At 36.7% G+C, this 25284-nt stretch carries 20 protein-coding genes, 1 pseudogene and 1 riboswitch; of the genes and pseudogenes, 15 read left to right on the top strand and 6 right to left on the bottom strand.

What is annotated here, in order from left to right; genetic code table 11:
- Nucleotides 1-613 precede the first annotated feature (613 nt).
- A complete protein-coding gene (locus AC5YC8_RS06950) occupies nucleotides 614-2155 on the bottom strand; it encodes an acetyl-CoA C-acetyltransferase (RefSeq protein WP_496117848.1) in 1542 nt (513 codons plus the stop codon).
- Between the two features lie 241 nt (nucleotides 2156-2396).
- On the opposite strand from AC5YC8_RS06950, the gene AC5YC8_RS06945 reads away from it, so the two are divergent.
- From AC5YC8_RS06945 to AC5YC8_RS06910, 8 genes are all read left to right on the top strand, one after another.
- Nucleotides 2397-3788, top strand: a complete 1392-nt coding sequence (locus AC5YC8_RS06945) for a 3-oxoacyl-ACP reductase (protein WP_496117850.1) — start codon at nucleotides 2397-2399, stop codon at nucleotides 3786-3788.
- A 140-nt stretch (nucleotides 3789-3928) separates the two neighbouring features.
- Entirely contained in the window at nucleotides 3929-4783 is an 855-nt protein-coding gene (locus tag AC5YC8_RS06940) for a MaoC family dehydratase (protein WP_496164027.1), read from the top strand.
- A 61-nt stretch (nucleotides 4784-4844) separates the two neighbouring features.
- Nucleotides 4845-6101 carry a serine hydrolase domain-containing protein gene (locus AC5YC8_RS06935; protein ID WP_496164026.1) on the top strand — a complete coding sequence of 419 codons (1257 nt, stop codon included), beginning with the start codon at nucleotides 4845-4847 and terminating at the stop codon, nucleotides 6099-6101.
- 82 nt (nucleotides 6102-6183) lie between these two features.
- Nucleotides 6184-6654, top strand: coding sequence for a copper resistance protein NlpE N-terminal domain-containing protein (locus tag AC5YC8_RS06930; protein ID WP_496164025.1), 471 nt, complete (start codon nucleotides 6184-6186; stop codon nucleotides 6652-6654).
- Nucleotides 6655-6878: 224 nt separating this feature from the next.
- Nucleotides 6879-6992: riboswitch (guanidine-I (ykkC/yxkD leader) on the top strand.
- A 28-nt stretch (nucleotides 6993-7020) separates the two neighbouring features.
- Nucleotides 7021-7767 (top strand): urea amidolyase associated protein UAAP1, encoded by a 747-nt coding sequence (locus tag AC5YC8_RS06925; protein WP_496164024.1) that lies wholly within the window; start codon nucleotides 7021-7023, stop codon nucleotides 7765-7767.
- A 15-nt stretch (nucleotides 7768-7782) separates the two neighbouring features.
- On the top strand, nucleotides 7783-8433 hold the full coding sequence (locus tag AC5YC8_RS06920; protein WP_496164023.1) for an urea amidolyase associated protein UAAP2: 651 nt from the start codon (nucleotides 7783-7785) through the stop codon (nucleotides 8431-8433).
- Between the two features lie 3 nt (nucleotides 8434-8436).
- Complete coding sequence (gene uca, locus AC5YC8_RS06915; RefSeq protein WP_496164022.1) at nucleotides 8437-12042, top strand: urea carboxylase; 3606 nt, start codon at nucleotides 8437-8439, stop codon at nucleotides 12040-12042.
- 141 nt (nucleotides 12043-12183) lie between these two features.
- On the top strand, nucleotides 12184-13128 hold the full coding sequence (locus AC5YC8_RS06910; RefSeq protein WP_496164021.1) for an Abi family protein: 945 nt from the start codon (nucleotides 12184-12186) through the stop codon (nucleotides 13126-13128).
- A 286-nt stretch (nucleotides 13129-13414) separates the two neighbouring features.
- Here the strand turns inward: AC5YC8_RS06910 and AC5YC8_RS06905 are convergent, their stop codons facing one another.
- Nucleotides 13415-14176 (bottom strand): hypothetical protein, encoded by a 762-nt coding sequence (locus AC5YC8_RS06905; protein ID WP_496117866.1) that lies wholly within the window; start codon nucleotides 14174-14176, stop codon nucleotides 13415-13417.
- A 204-nt stretch (nucleotides 14177-14380) separates the two neighbouring features.
- Between AC5YC8_RS06905 and AC5YC8_RS06900 the strand changes: the two genes are divergently transcribed.
- Genes AC5YC8_RS06900 through AC5YC8_RS06885 form a run of 4 tightly spaced genes read left to right on the top strand, consistent with a single transcriptional unit; the run spans nucleotide 14381 to nucleotide 17780 of the window.
- Nucleotides 14381-14512: a hypothetical protein gene (locus AC5YC8_RS06900; protein ID WP_496164020.1), complete on the top strand. Its 132-nt coding sequence runs from the start codon at nucleotides 14381-14383 to the stop codon at nucleotides 14510-14512.
- Complete coding sequence (locus AC5YC8_RS06895; RefSeq protein ID WP_496164019.1) at nucleotides 14505-14954, top strand: CopG family ribbon-helix-helix protein; 450 nt, start codon at nucleotides 14505-14507, stop codon at nucleotides 14952-14954. Before AC5YC8_RS06900 ends, AC5YC8_RS06895 begins: the two co-directional genes overlap by 8 nt.
- 1 nt (nucleotide 14955) lies before the next feature.
- Nucleotides 14956-16761 carry an allophanate hydrolase gene (atzF, locus tag AC5YC8_RS06890; RefSeq protein WP_496164018.1) on the top strand — a complete coding sequence of 602 codons (1806 nt, stop codon included), beginning with the start codon at nucleotides 14956-14958 and terminating at the stop codon, nucleotides 16759-16761.
- Nucleotides 16758-17780 (top strand): ABC transporter substrate-binding protein, encoded by a 1023-nt coding sequence (locus tag AC5YC8_RS06885; protein ID WP_496117874.1) that lies wholly within the window; start codon nucleotides 16758-16760, stop codon nucleotides 17778-17780. The genes atzF and AC5YC8_RS06885 overlap by 4 nt, the downstream gene beginning before the upstream one ends.
- A gap of 48 nt (nucleotides 17781-17828) precedes the next feature.
- Here AC5YC8_RS06885 and AC5YC8_RS06880 read toward each other — a convergent pair whose 3' ends face one another.
- From AC5YC8_RS06880 to AC5YC8_RS06870, 3 genes are all read right to left on the bottom strand, one after another.
- Nucleotides 17829-18164, bottom strand: a complete 336-nt coding sequence (locus tag AC5YC8_RS06880; RefSeq protein WP_496164017.1) for a DMT family transporter — start codon at nucleotides 18162-18164, stop codon at nucleotides 17829-17831.
- A 63-nt stretch (nucleotides 18165-18227) separates the two neighbouring features.
- Entirely contained in the window at nucleotides 18228-19109 is an 882-nt protein-coding gene (locus tag AC5YC8_RS06875) for an ABC transporter ATP-binding protein (RefSeq protein ID WP_496164016.1), read from the bottom strand.
- A 1-nt stretch (nucleotide 19110) separates the two neighbouring features.
- A complete protein-coding gene (locus AC5YC8_RS06870) occupies nucleotides 19111-20052 on the bottom strand; it encodes an ABC transporter permease (RefSeq protein ID WP_496164015.1) in 942 nt (313 codons plus the stop codon).
- 250 nt (nucleotides 20053-20302) lie between these two features.
- Between AC5YC8_RS06870 and AC5YC8_RS06865 the strand changes: the two are divergent.
- The 3 genes and pseudogenes from AC5YC8_RS06865 (at nucleotide 20303) to dnaX (ending at nucleotide 24063) form a co-directional block, all read left to right on the top strand.
- Nucleotides 20303-21180: pseudogene (locus AC5YC8_RS06865) on the top strand (EamA family transporter).
- A gap of 60 nt (nucleotides 21181-21240) precedes the next feature.
- Complete coding sequence (locus tag AC5YC8_RS06860; protein ID WP_496164014.1) at nucleotides 21241-21984, top strand: hypothetical protein; 744 nt, start codon at nucleotides 21241-21243, stop codon at nucleotides 21982-21984.
- A 60-nt stretch (nucleotides 21985-22044) separates the two neighbouring features.
- Nucleotides 22045-24063 (top strand): DNA polymerase III subunit gamma/tau, encoded by a 2019-nt coding sequence (gene dnaX / locus AC5YC8_RS06855; protein WP_496164013.1) that lies wholly within the window; start codon nucleotides 22045-22047, stop codon nucleotides 24061-24063.
- A gap of 74 nt (nucleotides 24064-24137) precedes the next feature.
- Here dnaX and AC5YC8_RS06850 read toward each other — a convergent pair whose 3' ends face one another.
- A complete protein-coding gene (locus AC5YC8_RS06850; protein ID WP_496164012.1) occupies nucleotides 24138-24944 on the bottom strand; it encodes an OmpW/AlkL family protein in 807 nt (268 codons plus the stop codon).
- Nucleotides 24945-25284: the final 340 nt, after the last annotated feature.

Raw genomic sequence — 25284 nt, 5'->3', positions numbered from 1 at the left:
AAGTACATATAGAAAACTTGAGGCAAAAACACTGCTATATGGGTGTGAAAAATACATTAAATAGGTGAAGAAATAGCCCTTGGAATTTTGAGGAGGTAGAGTGTCTGAAATAAGAAACCAGTTTATGCAAAAGAAAAATAGAATAAAGGCGAAAAAAACCAAACCTAGAAAACCAAAAAATGATTGCTGTTGTGTGGTTAATTTAAGATAGTTTAGTCTAAGTTGCCTTTTGTATGTGCGATCTGGCTTGAGTCTAAAGTAATTGAAAAAAATGAAGAGCATGACGGAGTAAGAACAAATAGCAAAAAAATCGTTAATAAATTTATGCTTGCTAGAAATAGTAGAGTTCACCGTTGTTGGAAAAACTCCATGAAATTGAAAATCGAAACTGACAACAATAAGGCAGAAAATAACGGGAATAAGATAGAAATAATAATAGGGGGCTACTGTATTTATATAGAAGAAAAAAGGTTGGAGATTCTTCATAATTGTAGTGTCTTATTCATGTTTTAAGGAATATATCTTACTTTTATTGAAATGTTAATGCATGATTTTACTTCATTTTTAAATTAAAAAAGCACCTCAAAAGAGGTGCTTTTTATTCAATAGTCCATTATTTTTCAATAATGGCAGTTACACCTTGACCACCCGCAGCACAGATCGAAACGAGTACACGACCTGAACCTTTTTGGTTTAAAAGTTTTGCAGCAGTGGCAATAATACGACCACCCGTTGCAGCAAATGGATGACCTGCAGCTAAAGATGAACCTTTTACATTCAGCTTGCTACGATCAATTGAGCCCAATGGTGCTTCTAGACCTAAGCGCTCTTTACAAAATTTTGGATCTTCCCAAGCTTTTAATGTAGAAAGCACTTGAGATGCAAATGCTTCATGAATTTCGTAATAGTCAAAATCTTGAAGTGTAAGACCTGCACGCTCAAGCATACGTGGAACTGCATAAGCAGGTGCCATCAATAAGCCTTCTTTTTTGTTTACGAAATCTACAGCCGCAGTTTCAGTAAATGTTAAGTAAGCGAGTACTTCATGACCATTTGCTTTAGCCCATTCTTCAGATGCTAAAAGCACACAAGATGCACCATCTGTAAGTGGTGTAGAGTTACCTGCAGTCATGGTACGTGCATCGCCTTTACCAAAAGCAGGGCGTAATTTAGCAAGTTTTTCTACAGTAGAATCTGCACGTAAGTTATTGTCACGTTCTAGACCTAAAAATGGAGTGATTAAATCGTTGAAGAAACCTTCTTCATACGCAGCCGCCATTTTTTGGTGTGAAGAGGCAGCAAGTTCATCTTGCGCTTCACGTGAAATACCCCATTCAAGCGTTGTAAGTGCTTGATGATCACCCATAGAAAGACCTGTGCGAGGTTCACCATTTTTAGGTGCTTCCATTAAGTCTTTAAAGTTAATTTTCGTTAATGCTTTTAAACGATCTTTTGCAGTCTTAGCAACATTAAGCTCAAGTAATGCTTTACGTAAGCCATCACCTAAAGCAATTGGAGCATCGGATGTGGTATCAACACCACCTGCAATACCTACTTCAATTTGACCAAGCGCAATTTTATTTGCAACTTGGAATGCTGCTTGTAAGCCAGTACCACATGCTTGTTGTAAATCATAAGCTGGTGTTTCAGGAGCAAGAGCGGTATCTAAAACACATTCACGTGTCATGTTAAAGTCACGGCTATGTTTAAGAACAGCACCTGCAACTACTTCGCCTAAACGTTGACCTTGAAGGTTATAACGTTCAATTAAGCCATTTAACGCAGCAGTAAACATGTCAGAGTTAGATGCTTTGAAATATGCGCCATTTGAGCGAGCGAAAGGGATACGGTTACCGCCAATAATAGCGACACGGCGAATAGTGTTTTGACTCATGGATTGACCTTGTTGTTTCGGTTTTACTTGGTTTATAGATGTCGATTTTACTGGTGTTGCTTTTACAGTTTTGGTTGCAGATGTAGGGGATTTTGCACGAGATGTTGTCGTGGCTTTAGGTGCTGCTTTGGCACGTGTCGATGTAGATGTTGTAGAAGTACGTGATTTTGTTGTTGATCGAGTTGTACTCTTTGATGTATTTGACACAGGTTTTGTCGCAGAATCTTCGACTGCTGGCGTTTCTTGAGTTGTTTTACTCATAAGGCTTTCCCAAGCATGTTGATCATCAATTTATAGTGTACATTATCATAATAGAAAAAAAGCTCAATTGACTAAAATGACGCTGTGGTATGCATTCAGGTCAAGACATATAGACTTTAACTCAAGTATTATTCAAGAGAAACTGATGGATCTGTTGAAATATAAGTATTTGACATCACATTGAAGTTAAAAGATGACATCCAAATCCATCAAAAATTAATTTGCATGAGAGATAATAAACATGACTGACCAATATCAAGCATTCGCAAAATCTACCATTGGTAAACTTGTCATTAAAAACCTAGGCTTACCATCGCCAACTTTTTTAGATCGTTTTGTATCAGCAACGCCTGTTGTTCAGGGTGCGGTTTTATTGGGTGCAGCATCTTCAAGTAGTTTGTCAGGTTCGATTGCTCAAGTATTGGCAAATGTTCATGCAAATGCTTATGCAGGCAATAATGCAGAACTTCAGCAAGCTGCGGCTAAAGTGGGTTTAAATTTAAATGCTTTCAATGAAGGCGATAAAGAATCTAAATTTAAGGTTGTTATTTTTGATGCATCAGGTATCGAAAATTCTGAACAATTACATGAACTTTATGCATTCTTTAAGCCAATTGCACGCCAAGTTCAATCTTCTGGTCGTGTTGTCGTTGTTGGTATTACCCCTGAATCTGCAAAAACAGTAAAACAAGCCATTGCACAGCGTGCACTTGAAGGTTTTGTAAAATCTGTTGCTAAAGAATTTAAGAAAGGTATTGCAGCAAACTTAGTTTATGTCGATCCAACGGCAAAAGATAACTTAGAGTCGGCTTTACGTTTTGTTATTTCACCACGTTCTGCTTATGTTTCAGGTCAAGTGATTCGTGTTTCTAAAGCGAAACAAGTCGATATCGACTGGACAAAACCACTTGCTGGTAAAACAGCTGTTGTAACAGGTGCTAGTCGTGGTATTGGTGAGGCCATTGCACATGTACTTTCACGTGATGGTGCACATGTTATTTGTTTAGATGTACCACAACAACAAGCAGACTTAGATCGTGTTTCGGCTGAAATTGGTGGTTCTGCATTGGCTATTGATATTACGGCTATTGATGCAGGTGAAAAAATTAAAGCTGTTGCTGCGGAGCATGGTGGTTTAGATATCATTGTTCACAATGCAGGTATTACACGTGACAAAACTTTGGCAAATATGAAGCCTGAGCTTTGGGATTTAGTGATTAATATTAACTTGTCTGCAATTGAACGAGTAAATGATTATTTACTTGGTAATGGCGGTATTAATGAAAATGGCCGTATTGTTTGCGTATCTTCAATTTCAGGTATTGCAGGTAACTTAGGTCAAACGAATTATGCAGCATCTAAAGCTGGTGTAATTGGTGTTGTTAAATTTACCGCACCATTATTGAAAAATGGTGTGACTATTAATGCAGTTGCACCAGGTTTCATTGAAACGCAAATGACAGCGGCAATCCCATTTGCTATTCGTGAAGCGGGTCGTCGTATGAACTCAATGAGCCAAGGTGGTTTACCTGTAGATGTTGCAGAAACGATAGCAATGTTTGCTTCAACAGCATCATCTGGTTTAAACGGTAACGTTGTACGTGTTTGTGGTCAAAGCTTATTAGGCGCTTAATGTCACCTAAAAAGCTCCCTTTCTTTTAAGGAAAGGGCTAGGGAAAGGTAACTAGTTATGATGATCCTTACCCCAGCCTTTTCCCAAAGGGAGATGGAGCTTTTTTATAATCTGTAATAATAAAATTCCAAAGGTTTAGTATGAATACTCGCCATTTTAGTCAACTACCAAAACCTTACACGGCATACCCAAAAGTAATTCAGGGTTTAATTTTTAAAAAGCCAAAAGGGGAAAAGGTTCTACCACAAGTTGAATATGTGGTGGATTCATTCAAGGTCGATCCAAAACATTTAAAAGCGTATAACGAAGTCACTGGCTTTAAAAATAATGGATATATTCCTGCAATTTATTTAGCGGTGTTATCACAAAGTCTACAAATGCACATGATGACCAAAGAGGCATTTCCATTTGCAGTGCTTGGTTTAGTACATATTCGCAACCAAGTAAAGCAGTTACGTAAAGTAGGTGTGAACGAAAAATTGACGCTTTCTTGTAAATTTGGTGAGCTTCAACCTCACGATAAAGGCATGCAGTTTGACTTTATTACCACTGTGAAAGTGGGGAATGAAACTGTAGTAGAGGCTTTAACGACTTATCTTGCTCGTCAAAAAGTAGATAAAAAAGTAGGAGCGAAAGATACAGCGGTAAAAGCACCAGATTATCAAGTTGTTGAAGAATGGTCTGTATCTGAAAATACAGGTCGTCGTTATGCTTTAACTTCAGGTGATTTTAATTTAATTCACATTCATGCCATTACAGCGAAAGCCTTTGGTTTTAAACAAGCCATTGCCCATGGAATGTGGAGTAAGGCGCAAGTACTTAGTCATTTAACTTTGCCCGATGCCTATGAAGTTGATGTCGATTTTAAATTGCCAATGTACTTGCCATCAACAGTTGAATTTATGACTGCACCGTCTGGAAAAGACATTAACTTTTTGATTAAAAATAGTAAAAATAAGAAACCACATGTAGCGGGAATATTAAAAGCCGTTTAAGCTAGAAGCCTAAATCATCTGATTTAGGCTTTTTTTCTGTCTAATACAAAGGATTGTATAGATGAAACGTATTCCAGAATATCTCTTCGCTAAAAGAAGAAACTATAAGGGCGATGTCGATGCGCGATTTATAGATTTAGCGAAACAATTTAGCCAAATGCAGGATGCACGAACAGATTTTGGTGGCGCTGCTTTGGTGGTGTATTTCCAAGGTGAAAAAGTTGTTGATATTTATACAGGGAAAAAATCATTCACTGAAGATTGGCAGCACGACTCCATGTCTGTGTGTTATTCCACAGGTAAAGGCGTACTTTCAACACTTGCTCATATTTTAGTCAGTGAGGGTTTGCTCGATTACGATACGCCTGTTGCACATTATTGGCCCGAATTTGCTCAAAATAATAAAGATAAAATTACCTTACGTCATATGCTAAGCCATCAGAGTGGTTTGTTTGATATTCGTTCTAATATCGAGCATGCAACAGATATGGCAAATTGGGAGAAAATGCTACAAGTTATGGAGCAAGCAACTCCAAGATTTCCAGCGGGTACAGATGCAGCATATCAACCTTTTACTTTTGGTTGGCAAGTGGGTGGTGTGTTAGAAAAAGCCTCTGGTAAAAAATTAAATGAATTAATGCAAATTTATTTAATAGAGCCTCTTAAGCTTGATGGGGCATTTTATGGCGTTCCTGAAGATGAAATTGATCGAGTTGCTCGACCTTTAGTTGCTCAAAATCATGAGTTAAAACCGATGTTTCCCAATCCGAAAAAAATTAAACGTAAAAAAACCAAAATGGATCGTTTAATGGAATTTAGTGGGCATAATCTTCAAGATTTTCAAGATGCGATGATTCCTCGGGGCATGGGGCAATTCACTATGTTTAATGAACAAGCGATGCGCTCAATTATTCCTGCTGCCAATGGTGTATTTACCGCAGATAGCTTGGCAAAAATTTATGCCATGTTGGCGAATCGGGGAAATTGGGAAGGCAAACAATATATTCAAGACCAAGTGTTTCAAGAGCTGTCAACGATTCAATATATTAAGCGTGATAGAGTCATGCCTATTCCTATGTATTGGCGTTTGGGGTATCACCGTTTACTTACACTAGGTAAAAAAGCTCCACAAGGTTTTGGACATATTGGCTTTAATGGCTCTGGTGCTTGGTGTGATGTCGATCGACAACTCAGTTTTGCATATATTCATAACTTTCAAACTGGTTCAATTACGGGCGACTACCGTTTATGGGGATTAACGCAAGAAGCTTTACGTTGTGCAGATGCCGAAATTCATGGGTTTAAAGGCTGGTTCTAGTAGAGATGAATTTTTAGCATCTAATGAGCTTTTTAATGCAGTGTGTTATCTTATAGCGATTGTGTTGTTTTGCTTGTGTTATATGAAAAATCGCGTTCTTATTCCTTTATTTGCATCTACTGTACTGCTGGGTTGTCAGGAGTCAAATCAAACGAATACTCAAGTTGATGATGTAAAAGATGGGTGGGTAGAAAAGAAAGTTATTCCACAGTGGGTAGGGAACTATCAGGGGACTACACCGTGTATGACATGTTCTTCTAGATGTGAAGATTGCTCTGGCATGGCGGTAGATGTTGAACTTAAAGACAATATGACTTATGTGCTACGCCGTGAAAGTTTAAATGAAAATGATCACGGTGGAATTGAAACACTTGAAGGTAAAATTCTATTTAAGAATCCTGAACAAACACAATTAGAATTATTAAATGTTAAAACACGCAATCAATTGTTTGTAGATTTGGAAAACCATGTCTTGGAAATTCGTGTTGATCAAACAGCAGAAGCATATAAAGCGCAAAATGACTTTTTGCTTATTTCATCTATTGATGGTTAGTGTGTTGTTTTACGTCTTAGCTCATATTTAATTTTAAAGCCTCATTTTATATGAGGCTTTTTTAGCACTATAAAGGTGCTTTTATCTTCAAAAATGTGCAATTTATATTCTTTATTAATTTCTGAAAAATAGACTTTATTTAAATTGAGTCCCTTACTAACGAGTATTACGTTTTTTTAAATGCGTAATACTAAATTGGCATAGCCTTTGCTTTATAAAATACCTGAAAGGTGAACTAGGGTTCCGATATATGCATTTCATATATGACTGAGACCGAGAGTTCACGGCTTCGTTTTTAACCAAACAGAGCTACACGGAGGGATAAAAGCCCGGGAGGTTGTATTTATAGCTTTTAGGGGGCGTGCAATGGGCGAATATCATAACAACCAAGTTCTTTGGGCTGAGCGTTTACCAGGTGGACATCACTGGTCTGCACGCATTGGGCGTGGCGCAGTCTTACAACTGAAAGCCTTAGGCAAAAATGCCAATGTGGCTCTTTATTGCGTAAACAGTGAAGATAAGCTTGAACGCTATAACATGCCAGACAGCTTAAAAGGGCAACATACCGCATTTTTAAGCACAGGGCACATTTTAGCCTCTGACTTTGGTCGAGCTATGGTTTCTATTGTTAAAGATGACCACAGTTGGAATGATGCTTTTTGTGCACCAAGCACAGCGAAACAAATCGAAAAGCAATTTGGGATTCAAACTTTCCAAGATGCACGTAATGACATGTATCGCAATGGAAAAGACAGTCTATTGCTTGAAATGACCAAGTTTGGTCTATCTGCTACAGATCTTAGTAGCACTTTAAATCTATTCTCAAAAGTTCAACCTGATGACAATGGCAACTTAAGTTATGTGCAATCGGACAATACCGATCAAGTAATTGAACTGCGTTTTGAAATGGATTGTTTGGTGTTCTTATCTTCTGCACCACATGCTTTAGATAATAGTACTGAATATGCACCTGCTGACATCCAATTTTCACTTTTTAAAGCTCTACCTTTAGATGAAACTGACGTTTGCCGTGATTCATGCCCGCAAAATCAACGTGCATTCCAAAATAATAATCGTTACTACGCATTATCTTCTAGCGTGCTTAGCGCTTAATTGGGGAGAAGAAAAATGACTGCATTAGCTCAATTAAACAAAGAAGTGCTCAATGAGGTTTGTCCTGCTGGTGAAGCATGGATGTGTGAAGTGAAAAAAGGACAATATTTCCGCATTGTTGATGTCGAAGGTAATCAAGCAGTAGACACCTTATTTATTTCTGCTCAAAACCCTGAAGAGCGTTATAGCGCAACTGATACTTTAGCTATTAACCAACAGATTTACTTGGAAAAAGGCACAACGCTGTATACCAACTTTGGCAACAAAATTGCCACCATTAATGATGATAACTGTGGTCGACATGACACGTTAGGTGGTGCTTGTTCATGTGAAAGCAATACGGTGCGTTATAGCTTAGATAAGTTCCCAATGCACAGTTGTCGTAATAACTTCATGATTGCTTTATCTCAACATGCTATTGCGAAAAAGCATGGTTTAAACGTGCGCCATATTGGGCCGAATATTAACTTCTTTATGAATGTGCCTGTAACGGCGGAAGGTCATCTTAAGTTTGATGATGGCATTTCTGCACCGGGCAAATATGTCGAAGTGAAAGCAGAAATGGATCTTATTGTTCTGATCTCTAATTGTCCACAACTGAACAACCCTTGTAATGCCTATAACCCAACTAAAATTCAATTGATCATCCGTGAAGGCGAGGAATAAGCCATGTTTAATAAAGTTCTAATCGCCAATCGTGGTGCAATTGCGTGTCGTGTCATTCGTACCTTAAAAAAATTAGGCATTCAATCTGTTGCGGTCTATTCAGAAGCCGATCGTGACTCTTTACATGTGACGTTAGCCGATGAAGCTGTTTTTATTGGCGATTCACCTGCAAGCCAAAGTTATTTAAATATTGATAAAATTTTAGAAGTGGCAAAGCAAACGGGTGCACAAGCGATTCATCCCGGCTATGGATTTTTATCTGAAAATGCAGAATTTTGTGATTTGTGTGAAGCTCAAGGTATTGTGTTTTTAGGACCAAATTCAGCGCAAATGAAATCATTTGGTTTAAAACATACTGCACGTGAACTTGCGATTCAAGCCAATGTGCCATTACTGCCAGGTAGTCAGTTATTGGCGGATGAAGCCGAAGCTCTGCTTGAGGCATCACGCATTGGTTATCCTGTGATGCTGAAAAGTACCGCAGGTGGTGGTGGTATTGGTATGCGTTTGGTATGGAACGAAATCGAGCTCAAAGATGCTTATGCAACCGTATCTTATTTAGCACAAGCCAATTTTAAAGATGCAGGATTATACCTAGAGAAATTTGTTCAAAATGCTCGTCATATCGAAGTGCAAATTTTTGGTGATGGTCAGGGTTTAGTTTTAGCACTGGGCGAGCGTGATTGTTCAGTTCAACGTCGTAACCAAAAAGTGGTAGAAGAGACGCCTGCACCACATTTGAATGATGAGCAACGTGCCTATATTCAAAATGTAGCGATTCAACTGATGCAGTCGGTGAATTACCGTTCGGCAGGGACAGTTGAATTTGTGATGGATACCGACACACAAGAATTTTATTTCTTGGAAGTAAATACTCGTCTGCAAGTTGAACACGGCGTAACAGAACAAGTATTTGGTGTCGATTTAGTTGAATGGATGGTAACGCTAGGCAGTGGTGATTGGAATGTACCAACCTCAAAGTTAGAGTCTAAAGGGCATTCGATTCAAGTACGTTTATATGCAGAAGACCCAATTAAAAACTTCCAGCCAAGCGCAGGTTTACTCACTTATGTAGATTTTGATCCGCAAGCACGTAATGAAACTTGGGTAGAAACAGGCTCAAATGTATCTTCATTCTATGACCCAATGATTGCCAAAATTATTGTCACTGCGGAAAATCGTGACTCTGCGATTCAAGCGATGACGGATACTTTGGCGAAAACCTCGGTTGCAGGTATAGAAACCAATCTTGAATATCTACAAAATATTATCGAATGCGATGTATTTAAAGCAGGTACACAAACCACACGTTTTTTAAATACCTTCGAGTGGAAAACGCAAAAAATTGAAGTGCTTCAAGCGGGTATTCAAACCGCTGTGCAAGATGTGACAGGGCGTTTGGGTTATTGGGATGTGGGCGTACCACCATCAGGTGCGATTGATCCATTATCTTTAAATGTCGCAAATCAACTGCTTGGTAATGCATATAACACCGCAGGTTTGGAATGTACGCTACAAGGACCAAGTTTAAAATTCCATTGTGATAGCCAAATTGTGATTACGGGCGGAGAAATGTCTGCAACGCTTAATGGTGTTACGGTTCCAATGTGGCAAACCATTAATGTGAAAAAAGGACAAATCCTGAAAACAGGTAAAGTTGCCACAGGTTGCCGTAGCTATATCGGTATTAAAGGCGGTTTGAATGTGCCTGAATATTTAGGTTCACAAGCAACTTTTACATTAGGTCAATTTGGTGGTCATGCAGGTCGTAATTTGTTGATTGGCGATATGTTGCCAATTACAGCGTACACATCGGTTGAATCTAAAGCATTAAGTCCTGAGCAAATCCCAACATTTTCGAATACATGGGAAATTGCGGTGATGTATGGTCCACATGGTGCACCTGATTTCTTCACCAAAAAAGATATTGATACTTTTTTTGCCCAAGAGTTTGAAATTCACTTTAACTCAAGCCGTACAGGTGTGCGTTTAATTGGTGAAAAACCTGAATGGGCACGTATAGATGGTGGCGAAGCAGGATTACATCCATCCAATATTCATGACAATGCTTATGCGATTGGTGCAATCGATTTTACAGGCGATATGCCGATTATCTTAGGGCCAGATGGTCCAAGTTTAGGTGGGTTTGTTTGTCCTGCGGTGATTGTCAGTTCAGAGCTTTGGAAAGTGGGTCAGCTAAAAGCAGGCGATAAAGTGAAATTTATTCCTGTGTCTTATGAACAAGCACAAACTTTAAATCAAGCTTATAGCACAGCTTTAAAAGCAGATGTTGCTGATACTGTTGATTTTGCACCAAGCTTTAGCGCAGAAATGGAAACGCTACAAGATGCCATTCTTGCGGTCTTAAAAGGTGAAAATGGCTTGCCTGATGTGGTATATCGCCCTGCGGGTAACAATTATATGCTCGTTGAATATGGCGATTTAGTGCTTGATTTAAACTTACGTTTCCGTATTCATGCGCTGATGCAATGGGTAAAAGATCAGCACTTTGATGGCATTATTGATTTAACACCAGGTATTCGCTCACTACAAATTCATTTTGATTCATTGGTTTTAGATCAGAAAAAACTGCTTGGTTTATTACAACAAGCTGAAAGCCTATTGCCTGATGTAACGGAGATGGAAGTGCCATCACGTACTGTCTATTTACCACTTGCTTGGGAAGATTCGCAAACCCAATTGGCAACCGAGCGTTATATGCAAACAGTACGAAGTGACGCACCGTGGTGTCCTGACAACGTGGAATTTATCCGCCGTATTAATGGTTTAGACTCTAAACAAGCAGTAAAAGACATTGTGTATAGCACCAATTATTTGGTGATGGGCTTGGGGGATGTGTATTTAGGTGCGCCTGTGGCTACGCCACTTGATCCACGCCATCGTTTAGTGACGACTAAATATAACCCTGCACGTACTTGGACACCTGAAAATGCTGTTGGTATTGGCGGTGCGTATATGTGCGTGTACGGCATGGAAGGTCCAGGTGGATATCAGTTTGTCGGTCGTACTACGCAAATGTGGAGTCGTTACCGTAAAAACCCTGACTTTGAGCAAGGTATGCCTTGGTTACTGCGCTTCTTTGACCAAATTAAGTTTTATGAAGTATCTGAAACAGAACTTATGCAAATGCGTGAGGACTTTAAAGCGGGTCGCTTAAAACTTCGTGTTGAAGAAGGTGTGCTTAACTTAAAAGAATACAATGATTTCTTGATTGAAAATGAGCAATCTATTTCAGAGTTTAAAGTTGTACAACAAGCGAATTTTGATGCTGAACGTAAACGCTGGCATGAAGCAGGGCTTGCAGAATATGTATCTGAAAGCCTTGATGCTGTGACTGATGATAGTGATATTCAAATTCCTGATGGTGGTTGTGCGGTTGAGTCGCATATGCCAGGGTCTATTTGGAAAATTGAATGTGCTTCGGGTGATATTGTGGAAGAAGGTGCAACCTTAGCTGTAATTGAAGCAATGAAAATTGAGATTCCAATTATTGCACCTGAGCGTATGAAAGTTGAGGAAATTGTGATTGAGAAAGGGCAAACAGTGAAAACGGGACAGGTGTTGTTTACGTTGGCACCAGTGGCTTGATGAGATAGAAGTTAAAAACCGTCCGTAAGGGCGGTTTTTGATTAGCACTTGCTAATAACGAAAATTATCGATATGATAAATTTAATACAGCCGCCACGCTTAGTTCTTCTTAGGAAGTCCGCGCAACCTTGGCGGTTTTTTATGTTTGAATATAATAAAGCTATGTCAAAAAAGTACGATAAAAAACCACTTTCATATACAGAACAGGTTAATCATTTACAGCAAAAAGGCATGATTATTTATAATCGTGCTTGGGCTGAATCTAGCTTATCTAAGTATGGTTATTATCGTTTAAGTGCATATTGGTATCCTTATCGAATTAGATCAAAACATAGTGTCTTAGATAGATTCAATCAAGATACATCATTTGAAAAAGTTGTGAAATTATATGAATTTGATACTGAATTACGATTACAGATATTTGGTGCCATAGAAGTTATAGAAACATTTTTACGGACGAAATTAACATATTATCTTGGTCATCAATATGGTGCATTTTGTATATACGATATGCGAATTTTTTATCCAAAATTTAATCATAGTAAATTTATAAATACCTGTAATAAAGAGGTGGAGCGTTCGAAAGATACTTTTATTCAGCATTTTCAACAAAATTATGATGGTTTTCCACAACTCCCTATTTGGATGCTGACAGAGGTTTTAAGTTTTGGTTCTTTGTCATATCTATATAGTGGTTTAATAAATAATAAGGCTGACAATAAAGAGGATAAGAAATCAATTGCTCAGCATTTTTCGATACACCATGAAAAATTAGCTGAATGGTTACACATATTGACCTATGTACGAAATATTTGTGCTCATCATGGGCGATTATGGAATAAAGAATTAGCAATTAAATCTAAAGCTGACAAAGATCCAAATTGGCAGCAACCAATTACACCAACAAATAAACGCATTTTTTATGTACTACTTATACTAAAAACATTACTTAGACCTACAGGATTTGATAAAGAGTGGAGCAATCAATTAAATAAACTTTTGAGACCTATTGTAAAAGATGAACATTGGCGTGTTGCAATGGGTTTTCCTGATAATTGGGAAGATCATCCTATTTGGAGTTTATAAAGTATGCTGAAAATATTACAAGAACTTTTAAATAGTCGTAGAATTTAAAGCCCAAAACAAATTTCAGATAAGGTAGATAAACTATTAAAAAATACATATGTGAAGATAGTGAATTATTGGAACTAGCAGAAAAAGCTAAAAATGAAGCGACTATAAAGGTCACTTTAGATGACCTACGAGCTCGAGAATTGTGGTTTTAGTACTAGATGTAGATCGTAGAGATACAATCTATAAGAAAATGTAAAAAGACCGCTTATGCGGTCTTTTTAGTGCTAAAAATTATGAATTATTCATCTGATTCTTCATCATCTTTCGCTTCTAAATTAGCCTTTTTAAGACTATTTTCAAAGCGTTGATCTTCTTTATATTTATCGATAGATTTCTTCGCTAACTCATCCATGCTTCGCTTGAATTGAGAAGAACATTCCTCAACAATCTTTACTCGTTCTTCAGCAACAAGTTGATAATCATTAGCTTTCCATTGTTCTAAAGAATATGATTTACTTTGGTAAACACAGCTTTTTGATGAGAGGTTAACATGCCTAGCACCAAAAAATAATGCATAACCATTTTTAACTGATTTATCTGACTTTTCATAAATCAAACTCCAATAAGGACGAGTAGGTTTTACAAAGAAACCTAGAAGATATTTATCTTTAATATATGGATGGTCTTTTAAAATTGTATCTTTGTAATTTTTAATTGCTGGTTCAATATCAAAAAGTGGATTTTTCAGTTTTTCTTTGTCTGTAATATCTTCGATCAAACTTCCTTTAATATCTTCTTTAGAACTTCCCGCCATTGAACCACCCACCAATAAAAGTAAAGTCGTTTTCGCAGCGGTTACTTTTACAGAGTCAGAAAATTTTACAATTCTAAGCTGTGTTGAACTTTCATAAGCACCGTCATCTGCATCATTTGACTTCGCTGAACGTTCAGCAATACTCTGTGAATTATAAGTGGGTAATGAAGTAACGGTTTTGTAATCTGCAAAAGCTAAGGTATTCGAAAATAAAAGAGCCGTTATTAAAAATAGTTTATTTGTCATAGTAAAAAATTGAATTTATAAATTTTGGGAAAAGATACAAGAAAATACTTAAAATTTCAAAAAATACATAACTAGATAATACGAAAGTTTTTTCAAGATGTTTCATTCGTCATAAGAAGAGTGAAATAGAAAAAATGGCACGCTTTCTGCTTCTTCTTTAGTAATACAGATTTCAATTTTTGTAATACTCAAGTGGAGATGCACATGACCAAATCAAATAGCAAAAAAACAATGCATCCTATTGTTCAATTTTTAGTTGAACTTCTAAGCGCACGTGCAGGTTTGCACATCAAACAACAAACAGAAACAAACAAAAAGGAACAGCATCGTGGCTAAAACCAAATTGGCACGGATCAGCATTACCTTGCCCGAAAAAACACTCAATGCACTCGATTTACGCATAGTTGAAGAACATTACGAAAATCGCTCACAAGCCATTGTCGATATGATTCATCAACATCTCATTGCAGACTTTGCAGAGTCAAATGCAGTGATGGTGGGTACATTAACACTACTTTATGACGTTAGCTCAAAACCGCTAAGAACACAGCTTATAGACTTACAACAACAATATCTTACGCAGGTCATTAGCTCACTTCACATTCAACTCTATGACAACAAAGTCATGCAAGTCATGCTCATGCAAGGTTTGAGCACAGACTTACAGAAAATTAGTAAACAATTTATCGCACTCAAAGGTGTCATAAAAGGGCATTTAGAACTTATGGATGCCGTGATGCCACCCATACCACAAAATTCAGACTTAACAGGGGGTTAAAATGCAAAATTTATGGACTATTCAACAATGGAAAGATGCGTATACAGAAAGTTTAATTCAACTTTCTGGCCTTGTTGAATACGTCAAAAATATAAAAAATGATGACAATGCTTGGATTTCAATTGCCACAGAACAACAGCTTCAACAGCAAATCAATGCACTGCAAAAGCTCGATCAAAACTTACCACTTTACGGTGTGCCATTTGCGGTAAAAGACAATATAGATGTAGCAGGTTTTTATACAACAGCAGCATGTAAAGAAGCCGAATATCTTGCTGAAAAAGATGCAACTGTGGTGCAAAAACTGAAGCAAGCTGGGGCAATTGTGGTGGGTAAAACCAATCTAGACCAATTTGCAACAGGCTTGGTGGGAGTGCGTTCACCCTATGGCGCAGTAAAAAATAGCTTTAACTCTGAATATATTAGCGGTGGTTCAAGTTCAGGTTCTGCTGTTGTTGTCGCAAAAGGTATTGTGCCATTTTCACTCGGAACAGATACCGCAGGTTCAGGTCGAGTACCCGCAGGACACAACAATATTGTCGGTTTAAAACCAACCAAAGGCTGGTTTTCAACTTCGGGTTTAATTCCTGCTTGTCGTACCATTGATGTCATTTCAGTTTTTGCTTTACATGTTGAAGATGCTTGGACGGTTGCCGATATTATGCAAGGCACAGATGAGCTAGATGATTACTCAAGAAAGCATCCTGAAAATGTGCCATCTCAGTTTTCAAAAGGTAAAATTGCCATTCCAAATATGCTGGAATTTTATGGTGATGCCGAATCTGAAAAAGCATTTTTAATTGCGATTGAACGTGTAAAAGAACTTGGTTATAGCGTAGAAGAAATTGATTTTGCACCATTTAATACATTGGCATCTGCTTTGTATAATCGTTCTTGGGTTGCTGAGCGTACCAATGCAGTGCAAAAAATGGTTGCACGTGAGCAAACACATCCCGTCATTCATCACATTATTAATCAAGCAGATCAATTCAATGCGGTTGATGCTATGCAAGATGAATATGACCGTAAAAAATTAGAAAAAATCATCAATCAATCGCTTGAAAAATACGATGCGTTAATGGTGCCAACTGCACCAACAATTTACAAAATTGCAGATGTTGAAGCAGATCCATTCATTAAAAACAGCCACATGGGGGCATATACCAACTTTGTAAACTTTGCCGATTTATCTGCTTTGGCATTGCCGAATGTGATGCGTGCAGATGGTTTGCCAAGTGGTGTCACTTTTATTTCACAAGCATGGATGGATGAAGCATTAGCGAAGTTTGGTCAAATTTGGCAACAAAAAACAGCGCTTACTTTGGGTACATCCGATATCAGCTTTAATCCAACAGTATCTTTAAAGTCTGAACATTTTGTACGGTTGGCAGTTGTTGGAGCGCATTTAACAGCTATGCCACTGAATTTTCAAATTGTGCAGCGTTACGGCACGCTTATCGAAAAAACGCTGACTTCTGAACATTATCAATTATTTGCACTAAAAAATACCACGCCACCTAAACCAGGTTTACAGCGAGTAGCGCATGGTCGTGCCATTGAAGTCGAAGTTTGGGAAGTACCACGTTCACGTTTTGGCGATATTGTGGCTGAAGTTCCTGCACCACTCGGTATTGGCAATGTGGAATTACGTAATGGTACGTGGGTAAAAGGTTTTATTTGTGAAGGATATGCATTGGAAGATGCGGAAAATATCAGTCACTTTGGGGGATGGAGAGCCTTTATAGAGTCTAAGGCAATCGTAAATACGAAGTTTCAATGTTTGAATATTGGGGAAGTTGTAAAATGATCAAAAAAGCATTTTTATCGGCATCAATTGTATCTGCAATTGTATTAGCGGGCTGTGATAACACAGCAAAAATTCCAGAGCGTTCTGATAAGGCAGCAGGTGCAGTAAATACGACACCAATTACCATTGGTTATAGTGATTGGCCGGGTTGGGTGGCATGGCAAGTGGCCATTGAAAAAGGTTGGTTTAAAGAAGCGGGTGTAAATGTTGAGTTTAAATGGTTCGATTATTCAGCTTCTATGAATGCATTTTCTGCAAATCAGTTAGATGCAATTTCCGTGACCAACGGGGATGATCTAGTGATCGCATCGGGTGGTACGAAGGGTATTATGATCATGGCAACGGATTATTCCGCAGGGAATGACGTCATTATTGCCAAAGCGGGTATTCAGAGTATTGCCGATTTAAAAGGCAAATCCATTGCTGTTGAAAAAGGTTTGGTCGATCATCTTTTATTAAATACGGCTTTGGCAGATGCAAAAATAGCGCAAACAGATGTGAAACTGGTTAATGCTGTGACCAATGAATTACCGCAAGTATTTGCAAGTCCGGATGTTTCAGCCATTGCGGTGTGGCAACCTGTTGCAAACCAAGCGTTGAAATCGGTTGCTGGTTCTAAAATTATCTACTCATCAAAAGATAAACCAGGACTTATTTATGACACTTTAACCGTGAATATGACACATTTATCTAGCCATAAAGAAGAATGGAAAAAAATCATTCAAATTTGGGATAAAACTGTTAAATATATTCAAGATCCTGCAACACGTGCAGATGCCTTGGATATTATGTCTAAACGTGTGGGGCTAGCACCTGAGCAATATTCGCAGTTTATTGATGGCACGCATTTACTTGATTTAGAAGCCAATAAAAAAGTATTTACCAAAGGTCAGGGTTTCGATTCAATTTATGGTTCAAGTTATCATGTGAATGAATTTAACGTACTGAATGGTGTTTATACGACAAAGGTAGATGTAGATGGGTTAATTTATCCTGCATTAATTGAAGAATTAAAATAAAACAGCGCAAAGAAAAGGGATAATTTATTTATCCCTTTTTTATATTGATTAAATATGAGTGCTTTTAGAAAACACATTAATAATAACAATTCCTGCAACCATAAAAGTTAGTCCAATTAATGCAGCTGCATCTAAATGTTGTTTAAATACAATAAAGCCAACAAGTGAAATTAGAACAATTCCTGCACCCGACCATAAGGCATAAGTAATTCCAACAGGAACCGTTTTCATGGTGATTGCTAAAAAGTAAACGGCAATGGCATAACCGATAACCGTAATACTTGCAGGAAGCATTTTGGTGAATCCATTCGATGCATTTAAGGCTGAGGTTGCAATAACTTCAGCAATAATCGCAATGATTAAATAAATATATGCAATATTCATGTGAACCCCGATATGAATGAAATAAAAATGCCTTTGAACATTCAAAGGCATTGAATGAGGCTTTTATTTTTGTGTACTTACTTTGGTCATACGTGGAATAGTCGGTAACTCTGCAAGTGCAGGGTCTAGCTCATCTTCATCGGCATGTACAAGTTGATCTACTTTCTTTCTTAATGCTTTAAATTCCGCAGTGAGCATAAGCTCAGGCTCACGTGGTCTGGGTAAATTGACTTCAATAATTTCTTTAATTTCACCAGGATTTGCTTTTAAAGCGACAATACGGTCTGCAAGTAAAATTGCTTCATCCATATCATGCGTCACAAAAATAATGGTGATATCAATGTTTTGCCATAAATCCATGAGATGTTTTTGCATTTTTTGACGCGTATGTGGATCAAGTGCACCAAAAGGTTCATCCATAAGTAGAATTTTCGGTTCATTAACTAAGGCACGAGCAATTGCAACACGTTGTTTCATACCACCTGAAAGTTCATGTGGATACTGGTTTTCATATTTTTCTAAACCAATAATATTAATCCATTCACGTGCTTGAGATTCGGCAGATGGGTTGCTTTCACCTTTCATTAAAGGTCCAAACATCACGTTTTCTTTTACAGTTTTCCATGGGAAAAGCGTATAGCCTTGAAATACCATGCCACGCTCAGGACTTGGACCTGTAATAGGTGAACCATCCACTAAAATCTCACCCTCTGTATAAGGGTCTAAACCTGCAACAACACGGCTAAAAGTCGATTTACCACAACCAGATGGTCCGATGACACAAATAAATTCTCGCTTATGAATTTTTAAATCAAGTGCATTTAAAATGGTGCGTTCAGTTTTACCATGTTTAAATTTTTGGGTCAGTTTTTTTGCTTCTAGGATGACAGGACGTTTATAAATTTTGTCAAAGTATTCACGTGAATCAAAATCTTGAATTGTCATTTTATACTCCTGTTTTCCATTTAAATAGACGTTGCCCAATTTTCATTAAAACTACATCGCAAATGAGACCAATTACACCAATAATGAGGATTGCAGCAAAAACATTATCAAAGTGTTGGTAGCGTGCTTGTTGGGTAATAAACCAAGTAATGCCAGAAGTACTTCCAATTAACTCTGCCACAATGAGGTATGTCCATGCCCAACCTAAAAGTACACGTAAGTTACGGTAAATTTCAGGTAAAGCCGCAGGAATAACTACATGAATTAGGCTTTTAAATTTGTTCGTACCTAACGTAAAACCTGCTTCAATTAAGCTTTTATCGACTAAACGTGTGGTATTTGCGATGATAAGAACCTGTTGAAATAATGTACCAATGACAATAATGGCAATTTTTGGTGCATCATTGATCCCTAAAATAGCAACAGCCAAAGCGCCAAAAGCAGGTGCAGGTAAATAACGGAAAAACTCAATAAAAGGCTCAGTTAATTGAGATAATTTATTTGAAAATCCACATAAAATACCTAGGGGTAAACCAATGAGTGATGAAATAAAAAATGCAGTAAATACAATTTTAATACTGTGCCATAAGCTTTCATGAAACCAAGGTACATTGGTCTGTGCTGGTGCTGTTGTAAATGCAGTAACCAAAGCTTTAGCGACTTCATGAGGTGCTGGTAAATAAATAGGATTGACAACCATCCCTTGAGGCGGTGCAACACCTTGATCGACTGCTAATTGAGCTTCTTTGTAGAAAATTTCTTTATCTATACGGCTATCAATTTGCAAATAAGCCACACTTCCAGAATTTGTGATTTGTACTTGCGGATGCCAAATAAATGGCAAATAGCTGACAGCACACCAAATTAAAATAGGTATTAAAAATGACCCCAAACCCCATAAAACTTTTTGTTGTGGACTGAGTTCACGTGCAACGTATCCCATGCTTGCTGTCCTCAATATTACTTTTTTGAAAAATCGTAATATTTTTAAGCAAATAGGATGCCAATTTTCTATGTGTTAAATCTTTAATTTAAAATTAGATTTTGTTGAGCTTGAATCGACATTCATTAAAAAATGAAAAGACTAGAATTAAATTATAGTTATTGAATTGATAAGAATTAATCATGTAAATAAGCCACAAACATCATCATGAAAAGCGTAGAGTATTCTAAAATTAAACACTTTGGATGGTATGGCTGTGTCTTGGATCGTATTTACTTTAATGGCTGCATTTATGCAAGCTTGGAGAAATGCATTTCAAAAACAACTAAGTACAACTGTTGATGTTTATGGTGTAACTTTAGCGCGTTTTATTTTTGCTTTGCCATTTGCAAGTGTCTATTTATATAGTTTGTACCATCACTATCCCATACAAGAACATGTGATATTTACTGTAAAGTTTTGGATTTATGTCAGCATTGCAGCACTCAGCCAAATTTTAGCGACCATTTTAATGGTGCAATTATTTAAGCAACGAAATTATGCGATTGGTGTTGGACTAGCGAAAAGTGAAGCAATTTTTGCTGCAATTATTGCATTTATATTTTTAAGTGAAAAATTATCATTTATTGCGTGGTTGGGGGTGTTGGTTGGAGGATATGCTGTTTTCTTATTGAGTAAAGCACCTCATCAGCAGAAGTTATCTGTTAAAACCTTAATGATAGGCGTGGGAAGTGGTTTAAGTTTTGCTGTTACATCGTTATTGGTACGTGAAGCAAGTTTGGAAATAAGCCACTTGCCTGTTTTACATCGTGCATCTTGGGTGTTATTTACGGTCATATTTATACAATGTGTAGTCATGTTGACCTATTTAAGTTTGTTTAGCCGAAAAACACTATGGGCAATGTGGCAACGTGTAGGGTTAACATTTCGTATTAGTGTCTGTAGTTTTCTAGCGTCCTTAGGTTGGTTTACTGCAATGAGCTTACAAACAGTAGCAATTGTAAAAACTTTAGGTCAAATTGAGATTTTATTTAGCCTACTTATTTCTTTAAAGAAAAATTAGAAGTCAAAGATAAATTTGGTATTTTATTGGTGGTAATTGCGGCTATTTTGGTGATTAGCATGTAATTGAAAAATAAATAAATATGTGTGATATTTAAGCTAAATATATGTTTAGAATTTTAATTCATGAAGCTTAAAGAATTAAGTTTTACAGACTTAATTGCTATTTTTTCTGCAATTTCGATAACTTTAACTTTTATTTCCCAAATATATTTTTATTATAGGTTGGATTCGTTATGGTTGATGGCAGTTATTACACCTAGTGCATATATATTAGAAGTTATAAAAGTATTTTTAATTTTATTTTCGCTTTTAATTTATATTTTATTATTAAAATATTTATATGATTCTTTATTTAGAAAAATATTTAGTAAAAAGAAAGTAAAATTAACAAGTAACAATTTTCTTAAGCTTCGAGAAATGTTGCTCAAAGATCGTAAGAAATATGAATCATATTTGACAATATGGGTTTGTATTTTTACAGGTGGAGTAGTATTTACGCTGTTATTCTTTAGAGTTATTGATTCATCAAAATCATTTGTAATTCCTCTTTTAATTGGGGCGTGTGTAGGAGGTGTTCTATCTTTAATTTTTTCAAAAAATTTAGATAAATCTATAAAATTTAGTATTTGGGGAATAGTGATTATTCTAGTGTCATTACTAAATGCTGAATTTAAATATAACCAATTGGACAGTCTTGAAACTGTTTATTTGACAGATGAAAAATCTGAATTTAATAAAGCTAAACTCGTAGAAATTAGTGGTGATAAAGCGATATTACTTAAAAGAGATAAAAAGACAAATATTGAAATAAAAATTGTTCCAATAGATGCCATAGAAAAGATTGTTGTAGAAAAGCGCTCAAATTAAGAGTTTTCATTCACTCTTGTGAAAAAAAACAGTATCCTACTCATGTAAAAAGGAGCATACATGTATCAAGTACTCGCGCGTAAATATCGTCCTCGTAATTTTAATGAATTAGTAGGTCAAAACCATGTTTCACGTGCTTTAACTAGCGCACTAGAACGTGGTCGTTTACACCATGCGTATTTGTTTACAGGTACTCGCGGTGTAGGTAAAACGACTATTGCACGTATTTTAGCGAAATGCTTGAACTGTGAAACAGGCGTAACATCAACGCCGTGTGAAGTATGTCCTACGTGTAAAGCGGTAAATGAAGGTCGTTTTATCGACTTAATTGAGATTGATGCTGCATCACGTACAAAAGTAGAAGATACACGTGAACTTTTAGATAATGTTCCTTATGCTCCAACACAAGGTCGCTTCAAGGTTTATCTTATCGATGAAGTACACATGCTCTCTACGCACTCATTTAATGCTTTGCTTAAAACATTAGAAGAACCGCCTGAACATGTTAAATTTTTATTTGCGACAACAGACCCTCAAAAACTTCCAATTACAGTCATTTCACGCTGTTTGCAATTTACTTTGCGTCCACTTGCTGTTGATGAAATTACAACACATTTAACTGATATTTTAGCGAAAGAGAATATTCCGTCAGAACAAGATGCACTTTGGCAAATTGCCGAATCTGCACAAGGTTCATTACGTGATGCTTTATCTTTAACGGATCAAGCCATTGCTTATGGTCAAGGTGAAGTTCATCACCAAGATGTTAAAGAAATGCTTGGTCTAATTGATCGTACGATTATTTATGACCTAATTTTAGCAATACATCAAAATCAAAAAGCACGTGTAAGCGAATTGTTGATGCAATTTAGACAACAAGCGCTAGATGTATCTATGGTTTTAGATCAGCTTATTTCAACATTACATGAGCTTGCTTTGTTGCAATATCTGCCAGAGTTAAGCCTAAAATATAGTGCTGAAATTAATAAGAAGATTATGCAGCTGTCTCAGTTAGTATCAGCTCAAGATTTACAACTGTATTATCAAATTACCTGCAAAAGTCGTGCAGACTTACAGCTTGCTGTTACGCAAGAGCAAGGTTTTGAAATGTGTGTTTTACGTTTGTTGGCGTTTAGACCATTACAACCAAATGAGATTGTAGTAAATACACAAAAAACCATTCAGCAAACGGAGCAGGTAGACGCTGTACAACTACAGACATCCTTACCCACACAAGCTTTGGTGGTAGAACAAACGACGACTGAATATGTTGTAGATGTGCCTATGGCGGAAGAAAAACAGCCAGTCGAATTAAAGCAACAAATTGAAAATCAAGATTCATCTCAAAATAATGTAGATCAAATTGTTTTTGATCCATCTACAGGTGATACGTTATTTGGTTTAGATGAATCTGAAGTGGAAGAAACAGTTCATCAGGCAGATGAACCATCAAGTGATGATTTTTTAGAAGAAGATTTTAGCCTAAGTAATTTTGATGAACAGCCTATTGTTCAAGCTTCCAATACTTCAGAACCAAGTAAAGGTGTTTCACAAGATGTTCTAGAAGTAGAAGTTTTAGAAACAATTGCTTCACCAAAGATAGAAGCACACGTTGAAGACGTGATTGTTGAAGTTACGCCTGTAGAAAAAACATCTTTAATGCCACAAGATATTTTGCGCTTACAAGATCAAGTCTTGGACGGTGAATGGAATGTTGAAAAGTGGGAGTTTTGGTTTAGAAATAGTGGACTTTCACCTGCAGTTCAAGAAATTGCACAATATGGCGTGATGCAGGGTCAAATCAATGGTGAATCCGTATTCCATGTGCCGAATCAGTATCAACATTTAGTTACACAAATGCAGGCAAATTTAGAAGATGCATTAAAAGCTCAATGGCCGAATACGTTATTTAAAATTCAATATGGTGATGTTGACGGGATGACGCCGTTTGCGATGCAGCATGACCGTAAAGAGAAAGCATTTCAACGTACAGTAGAATTGTTAAATGCCGAACCAATTGTTCAAGATTTAATGAAGACTTTTGATGGTGAATTGCAAAATATTCAGATTAAGTCTTAATTTTTTATTAATAATGAATATATAAAAAAACAGGCTCAAGAGCCTGTTTTTTTACGTTTAAATCTAATTAAAGATTAGAAACGGTAACCAAGACCAACAAAAGTTACGATTGGGTTGATTTCAACTTTACTTTTACCTGTGATTAAAAGATCTTTGTTTTTGTCCAAAATTTCAAGTTTTGCATTTGTAGATAAATGAGCATAAGAAACTGATGCGGTTGCGAACCAATCTTTATTAATGTTGTAATCAACGCCAGCAACAACAACAGGAGCAAAAGCATCTTCAACAGTTACATTACCTAAACTTGGTTTCATAAGTGTTAATGCACCAGTATTTAATGCAGCATTTACACGATCGCTATCGACATCAATATCACTGAAATGAGCATACATTACACCACCACCTAAGTATGGGCGAATTTTACTATCTACAGTACCAAATTGGTATTTAGCAAGAAAAGTAGGCGTATATGCTTTAGTGCTTGCAACTTTATCAAGTTTACTTAAATCTGGACCAACACCAGAAGCACCTGGAATAGAAGCTTCCGCAAGACCAGCACCAGATAATTTCATTTTAGGTGGAGCACCTAAAACCATTTCAAGTGAAACATTATCATTTACGAAATAATCAAGTGTTAAACCAATAGTATCAGCCTTTTGCACTTCAAAACCAGCACCAGCAGAATAGCGAGAACCTGATAGAATAAGACCATCATTTGCTGCAGTATTTGTTACACCTTGAGCAGAGCTTTGCGGCATTACATGTAACCAACCTGCAGAAACACCAAAAGTTTTACCATCTGAAGTTGCGGCATGAGTTGCTGTAACAGCAGTTAAGCCTAAAAGTGCAAGTGGGAGAATCGTTTTAATTGAAGGCTTCATATATATCCCTTAATAGAAGTAGAAGTGTGTTTTGAAATTACTGCAAAGTTTAGGGATTTAATTTTGAAATAAAATATTTAGTTAATAAAAATTACACAATAATAAAAGTTTAGCTGAATCGGTGAAAATCAAAAATCTTTATAAAACATGAGTGTATATTTTAAAATAATATAAAAAATATCATAAATAATTGTTTTTATTGATTAATATTTTAGAGTAATTATTCGATTATTGTTTAATCAGTTATTTTGTATATTTGTAATTTTTAAATAAGAATAATAATCTATTAAGAAATTCTAATGATTTTTGAGTGTGTAAATATGATCTATAAATTCGATTT

This window comes from Acinetobacter sp. FY731 (genome assembly GCF_059515905.1).
This window is presented reverse-complemented; position numbering and strand designations above follow the sequence as displayed.

What these genes read in the sequence shown, in the direction of transcription:
- AC5YC8_RS06950 (WP_496117848.1), bottom strand. Translation starts at nt 2,155, where the DNA reads ATGAGTAAAACAACTCAAGAAACGCCAGCAGTCGAAGATTCTGCGACA.
- AC5YC8_RS06945 (WP_496117850.1), top strand. Translation starts at nt 2,397, where the DNA reads ATGACTGACCAATATCAAGCATTCGCAAAATCTACCATTGGTAAACTT.
- AC5YC8_RS06940 (WP_496164027.1), top strand. Translation starts at nt 3,929, where the DNA reads ATGAATACTCGCCATTTTAGTCAACTACCAAAACCTTACACGGCATAC.
- AC5YC8_RS06935 (WP_496164026.1), top strand. Translation starts at nt 4,845, where the DNA reads ATGAAACGTATTCCAGAATATCTCTTCGCTAAAAGAAGAAACTATAAG.
- AC5YC8_RS06930 (WP_496164025.1), top strand. Translation starts at nt 6,184, where the DNA reads ATGAAAAATCGCGTTCTTATTCCTTTATTTGCATCTACTGTACTGCTG.
- AC5YC8_RS06925 (WP_496164024.1), top strand. Translation starts at nt 7,021, where the DNA reads ATGGGCGAATATCATAACAACCAAGTTCTTTGGGCTGAGCGTTTACCA.
- AC5YC8_RS06920 (WP_496164023.1), top strand. Translation starts at nt 7,783, where the DNA reads ATGACTGCATTAGCTCAATTAAACAAAGAAGTGCTCAATGAGGTTTGT.
- uca (WP_496164022.1), top strand. Translation starts at nt 8,437, where the DNA reads ATGTTTAATAAAGTTCTAATCGCCAATCGTGGTGCAATTGCGTGTCGT.
- AC5YC8_RS06910 (WP_496164021.1), top strand. Translation starts at nt 12,184, where the DNA reads ATGTTTGAATATAATAAAGCTATGTCAAAAAAGTACGATAAAAAACCA.
- AC5YC8_RS06905 (WP_496117866.1), bottom strand. Translation starts at nt 14,176, where the DNA reads ATGACAAATAAACTATTTTTAATAACGGCTCTTTTATTTTCGAATACC.
- AC5YC8_RS06900 (WP_496164020.1), top strand. Translation starts at nt 14,381, where the DNA reads ATGACCAAATCAAATAGCAAAAAAACAATGCATCCTATTGTTCAATTT.
- atzF (WP_496164018.1), top strand. Translation starts at nt 14,956, where the DNA reads ATGCAAAATTTATGGACTATTCAACAATGGAAAGATGCGTATACAGAA.
- AC5YC8_RS06885 (WP_496117874.1), top strand. Translation starts at nt 16,758, where the DNA reads ATGATCAAAAAAGCATTTTTATCGGCATCAATTGTATCTGCAATTGTA.
- AC5YC8_RS06880 (WP_496164017.1), bottom strand. Translation starts at nt 18,164, where the DNA reads ATGAATATTGCATATATTTATTTAATCATTGCGATTATTGCTGAAGTT.
- AC5YC8_RS06875 (WP_496164016.1), bottom strand. Translation starts at nt 19,109, where the DNA reads ATGACAATTCAAGATTTTGATTCACGTGAATACTTTGACAAAATTTAT.
- AC5YC8_RS06870 (WP_496164015.1), bottom strand. Translation starts at nt 20,052, where the DNA reads ATGGGATACGTTGCACGTGAACTCAGTCCACAACAAAAAGTTTTATGG.
- AC5YC8_RS06860 (WP_496164014.1), top strand. Translation starts at nt 21,241, where the DNA reads ATGAAGCTTAAAGAATTAAGTTTTACAGACTTAATTGCTATTTTTTCT.
- dnaX (WP_496164013.1), top strand. Translation starts at nt 22,045, where the DNA reads ATGTATCAAGTACTCGCGCGTAAATATCGTCCTCGTAATTTTAATGAA.
- AC5YC8_RS06850 (WP_496164012.1), bottom strand. Translation starts at nt 24,944, where the DNA reads ATGAAGCCTTCAATTAAAACGATTCTCCCACTTGCACTTTTAGGCTTA.